The organism is Streptomyces sp. NPDC002265 (assembly GCF_040296125.1).
Lineage (GTDB): Bacteria > Actinomycetota > Actinomycetes > Streptomycetales > Streptomycetaceae > Streptomyces.
On record NZ_JBEOWS010000500.1, the window covers coordinates 1 to 5,254 of the forward strand.

A 5,254-nucleotide genomic window follows, 5' to 3' on the forward strand; every position below is an offset into this window, starting at 1 on the left:
GGAACCGGCGCAGGGGTCCCGGGGCCCAGTCAGGTGGCGGGTCGGTGCGACCGACCCGCCGCTGTCCTCAGACGCGGCGCAGCACGGCGACGACCTTGCCGAGGATGGTCGCGTCGTCGCCGGGGATCGGCTCGTAGGCCGCGTTGTGCGGGAGCAGCCAGACATGGCCGTCCTCGCGCTTGAAGCGCTTGACGGTGGCCTCGCCGTCGAGCATCGCCGCGACGATGTCGCCGTTCTCGGCGACGGGCTGACGGCGGACGGTGACCCAGTCGCCGTCGCAGATCGCGGCCTCGATCATCGAGTCGCCGACGACCTTCAGGACGAACAGCTCACCGTCGCCGACCAGCTGCCTCGGGAGCGGGAAGACGTCCTCGACGGACTCCTCGGCGAGGATCGGGCCACCGGCGGCGATACGGCCCACCAGCGGGACGTACGACGCGGCCGGCTTGCCCGCGGTGTCCGTGGGCTGCACGGAGGCGGCCTGGTCGGAGCCGCGTACCTCGTACGCGCGCGGGCGGTGCGGGTCGCGCCGCAGGAAGCCCTTGCGCTCCAGTGCCATGAGCTGGTGTGCGACCGACGAGGTGCTGGACAGGCCGACCGCCTGGCCGATCTCCCGCATCGACGGCGGGTAGCCCCGCCGCTGCACCGAGTCCCTGATGACCTCGATCACCCGACGCTGTCGGTCGGTGAGTCCCGAGCTGTCCGCCCGGATCCCTGGAGGTCGGCCCGGCAGGGAGCGCTTGTGCCCCTCGGGACTCGTGGCTTCGTTCATCGCATGCACCGGCTCGAGTCGGCCCTGGGAGCGGTCCTGGTCAGTGATGGTGGCACTGTCTGCGGTGGTGGTCACGTCGGCCCCTCTCGATGGTCTCCCTGCTGGACAACGGTAGTTGCTTTCGAAAGGTTGCGCCAAACACACGTTCGAGTGAAAAATCGCGGATTCACTGCCGCGATCATGTGTCTGGGTGTATGGCTGACGCGCTGCCCGGCGGGTGGAAGGGCCGCTCGTTGTACCCTTCTTCGTCGGGGTCGACGACCTGCCGGGGTGTCGCCCCAGTCTGCCATCCGCGGTCCCGCCGACCGTGAAGCGCTCGTGTCTCCGTGCAGGAGTGCCGTGCCCCTCCGTGTGTGGCTCACGCTATCCCTGTCGGTGCCGAAACGGTACGTCCGTGTCCCCCGTTCGCCGCGTACGGCGCCCGCGCATCCGGGTGAAGAGCCGGGGCCGCGCGTCCTGCGAGGTGGTACGGGCGTCCGGCACGTGCCAATCCTCACCCCACACACATGTTCGGCGTGTTTGTATGAGTCGAGCCCCACATCTAGTGGTTGGATTGCTGTCGTGGCCCAGAAGTTGTGGTCCCATGGGTCTCGCGCCCCTCGGTCATCGCCTATGCTTGGGGCTGCTTCGAGGGGTCCGGGAGGGCCGTCGAGGCTGTTGAGTCTGCTGTGAGGAGGGTTCGGAGTTCATGCACTGCCCCTTCTGCAGGCACCCCGACAGTCGCGTCGTCGACAGCCGTACCACCGACGACGGCACGTCGATCCGCAGGCGCCGCCAGTGCCCCGACTGCTCCCGTCGTTTCACGACCGTGGAGACATGCTCGCTGATGGTGGTGAAGCGGTCCGGGGTCACCGAACCGTTCAGCCGGACCAAGGTCATCAACGGCGTGCGCAAGGCGTGCCAGGGGCGGCCGGTCACCGAGGACGCGCTCGCGCAGCTCGGCCAGCGGGTCGAGGAGGCCGTGCGGGCCACCGGGAGCGCCGAGCTGACCACCCACGACGTGGGACTGGCCATCCTCGGCCCGTTGCAGGAACTCGACCTCGTCGCGTACCTGCGATTCGCCTCGGTCTACCGCGCCTTCGATTCGCTCGAGGACTTCGAGGCCGCGATCACGGAACTGAGGGAACACACCGGACACCCCGCTGCGGTCAACGAGGACCGCGAGGGCTGCGAGTGCCGCGAGGGCGGCGCGGTCGCGGGGGGCCGGGAAGACCAGCGCGGGCGCGGCGGGACCGGTCAGGTCCCCGAGCCCGCCCCCGTCGCCGACTGACCGGCGGGCCGGAACCGGGCGGAGGCACCGGAACCGGCCGGCGGCGGCGATCCAAGACTTGTTGCGGGCGGCGGTACGAGGGTGCCCGCAACACCAGAGAGAACACCGTGCCACGGGAACATCGGGGCACTTCAGGGCGTTTTGCCCGTAATGGGAGGCGGCATGACAGAGACGGCGAGCGGTCCGGCACGGAGTTCCCGCGCCAAGGGCACCAAGGCGAACAAGGGGCTGCGTGTCGAGCGCATCCACACCACTCCCGGCGTGCACCCGTACGACGAGGTGGCCTGGGAGCGCCGTGACGTCGTCATGACCAACTGGCGCGACGGCTCGATCAACTTCGAGCAGCGTGGCGTCGAGTTCCCCGACTTCTGGTCGGTGAACGCGGTCAACATCGTCACCAGCAAGTACTTCCGGGGCGCCGTCGGCACCCCGCAGCGCGAGACCGGTCTCAGGCAGCTGATCGACCGCATCGTGAAGACGTACCGGAAGGCCGGCGAGGACCACAAGTACTTCGCCTCGCCCGCCGACGCCGAGATCTTCGAGCACGAGCTGGCGTACGCCCTCCTGCACCAGATCTTCAGCTTCAACAGCCCTGTCTGGTTCAACGTGGGCACCCCGCAGCCCCAGCAGGTCTCCGCCTGCTTCATCCTGGCCGTCGACGACTCCATGGAGTCGATCCTCGACTGGTACAAGGAAGAGGGCATGATCTTCAAGGGCGGCTCCGGCGCCGGCCTGAACCTCTCCCGCATCCGCTCCTCCAAGGAGCTGCTCTCCTCCGGCGGCAACGCCTCCGGCCCGGTCTCCTTCATGCGCGGTGCCGACGCCTCCGCCGGCACGATCAAGTCCGGTGGTGCCACCCGCCGCGCCGCGAAGATGGTCATCCTCGACGTCGACCACCCCGACATCGAGGACTTCATCGAGACCAAGGTGAAGGAGGAGGAGAAGATCCGCGCCCTGCGTGACGCGGGCTTCGACATGGACCTGGGCGGCGACGACATCACGTCCGTCCAGTACCAGAACGCCAACAACTCGGTCCGCGTGAACGACGAGTTCATGAAGGCCGTCGAGACCGGCGGCAAGTTCGGCCTGCGTGCCCGTATGACCGGCGAGGTCATCGAGGAGGTCGACGCCAAGTCCCTGTTCCGGAAGATGGCCGAGGCCGCCTGGGCCTGCGCCGACCCGGGCATCCAGTACGACGACACGATCAACCAGTGGCACACGTGCCCGGAGTCCGGTCGTATCAACGGCTCGAACCCGTGCAGCGAGTACATGCACCTGGACAACACGTCCTGCAACCTCGCTTCGCTGAACCTGATGAAGTTCCTCAAGGACGACGGCAAGGGCCACCAGTCCTTCGACGTCGAGCGCTTCGCCCAGGTCGTCGAGCTCGTCATCACCGCGATGGACATCTCCATCTGCTTCGCGGACTTCCCGACCCAGAAGATCGGCGAGAACACGCGCGCGTTCCGCCAGCTCGGCATCGGCTACGCCAACCTCGGCGCCCTGCTGATGGCGACCGGCCACGCGTACGACTCCGCGGGCGGCCGCGCCCTCGCCGGCGCGATCACCTCCCTGATGACCGGCACGTCGTACCGCCGTTCGGCCGAACTGGCCGCGGTCGTCGGCGCGTACGACGGCTACGCCCGCAACGCCGACGCCCACCAGCGCGTCATGAAGCAGCACGCCGACGCCAACGGCACGGCCGTCCGCATGGACGACCTGGACACCCCGATCTGGGCCGCCGCCACGGAGGCCTGGCAGGACGTCGTCCGCCTCGGCGAGCAGAACGGTTTCCGTAACTCCCAGGCGTCGGTCATCGCCCCGACCGGCACCATCGGTCTCGCGATGTCCTGCGACACCACCGGCCTGGAGCCCGACCTCGCCCTGGTCAAGTTCAAGAAGCTGGTCGGCGGCGGCTCGATGCAGATCGTCAACGGCACCGTCCCGCAGGCCCTGCGCCGCCTGGGCTACCAGGAGGAGCAGATCGAGGCGATCGTCGCCCACATCGCCGAGCACGGCAATGTCGTCGACGCCCCCGGCCTCAAGCACGAGCACTACGAGGTCTTCGACTGCGCCATGGGCGAGCGCTCCATCTCCGCGATGGGCCACGTCCGCATGATGGCCGCGATCCAGCCGTGGATCTCGGGCGCCCTCTCCAAGACGGTCAACCTCCCCGAGACCGCCACCGTCGAGGACGTCGAGGAGGTCTACTTCGAGGCCTGGAAGATGGGCGTCAAGGCGCTCGCCATCTACCGCGACAACTGCAAGGTCGGCCAGCCCCTCTCCGCGAAGACCAAGGAGAAGGAGAAGGCCGAGGTCACGGCGAAGGCCGAGGACACCATCCGTACCGCGGTCGAGAAGGTCGTCGAGTACCGCCCGGTCCGCAAGCGCCTCCCGAAGGGACGTCCCGGCATCACCACGTCCTTCACCGTCGGCGGCGCCGAGGGCTACATGACCGCCAACTCCTACCCGGACGACGGTCTCGGCGAGGTCTTCCTGAAGATGTCCAAGCAGGGTTCCACCCTCGCGGGCATGATGGACGCCTTCTCCATCGCGGTCTCCGTCGGCCTCCAGTACGGCGTGCCCCTGGAGACGTACGTCTCGAAGTTCACCAACATGCGCTTCGAGCCGGCCGGCATGACGGACGACCCGGACGTGCGGATGGCGCAGTCGATCGTCGACTACATCTTCCGCCGCCTGGCGCTGGACTTCCTGCCCTTCGAGACCCGCTCCGCGCTCGGCATCCACTCCGCCGAGGAGCGCCAGCGCCACCTCGAGACCGGCTCCTACGAGCCGACCGAGGAGGAGGAGATCGACGTCGAGGCTCTGGCCCAGTCCGCTCCGCGCCAGACGGACCTGAAGGCCGTCGCCGCGCCGAAGGCCGAGGTGCCCGCGCCGGCCGCTCCCAAGCAGGTCCACACCAGCGCCGAGCTGGTGGAGATGCAGCTGGGCATCCAGGCCGACGCCCCGCTGTGCTTCTCCTGCGGCACGAAGATGCAGCGGGCCGGCTCCTGCTACATCTGCGAGGGCTGCGGCTCGACCAGCGGTTGCAGCTGACCGACGGGCCAGGCGTCAAGTGCCCTGAAACGCTGGGGCATTTGACGCCGGGTTCCTGAGAAGAGGGGGGGGGGGCGGCGCGGGGGGGCCCCCCCACCCGACCGCAACCCGCAGCCCCCCGGCGGGGGGGGGTGGGGGGGGGGGGCCGCCCCCCC

Annotated in this window: 3 protein-coding genes; 2 read left to right on the plus strand and 1 reads right to left on the minus strand. The window is 69.0% G+C overall.

All coding sequences use genetic code 11. The annotated features are described in order from the left end of the window. Positions 1 to 67 precede the first annotated feature (67 nt). Positions 68 to 847 (minus strand): transcriptional repressor LexA, encoded by a 780-nt coding sequence (gene lexA / locus ABT085_RS43470; RefSeq protein WP_351621887.1) that lies wholly within the window; start codon positions 845 to 847, stop codon positions 68 to 70. Positions 848 to 1,460: 613 nt separating this feature from the next. On the opposite strand from lexA, the gene nrdR reads away from it, so the two are divergent. Together nrdR and ABT085_RS43480 are read left to right on the plus strand one after the other, a co-directional pair. Further along, a complete protein-coding gene (nrdR, locus tag ABT085_RS43475) occupies positions 1,461 to 2,042 on the plus strand; it encodes a transcriptional regulator NrdR (RefSeq protein WP_351621890.1) in 582 nt (193 codons plus the stop codon). A gap of 162 nt (positions 2,043 to 2,204) precedes the next feature. Then, positions 2,205 to 5,099 (plus strand): vitamin B12-dependent ribonucleotide reductase, encoded by a 2,895-nt coding sequence (locus ABT085_RS43480; RefSeq protein ID WP_351621893.1) that lies wholly within the window; start codon positions 2,205 to 2,207, stop codon positions 5,097 to 5,099. Positions 5,100 to 5,254 lie beyond the last annotated feature (155 nt).

Coding starts and splice junctions, on each gene's coding strand:
- nrdR (WP_351621890.1), top strand. CDS start 1,461: ATGCACTGCCCCTTCTGCAGGCACCCCGACAGTCGCGTCGTCGACAGC.
- ABT085_RS43480 (WP_351621893.1), top strand. CDS start 2,205: ATGACAGAGACGGCGAGCGGTCCGGCACGGAGTTCCCGCGCCAAGGGC.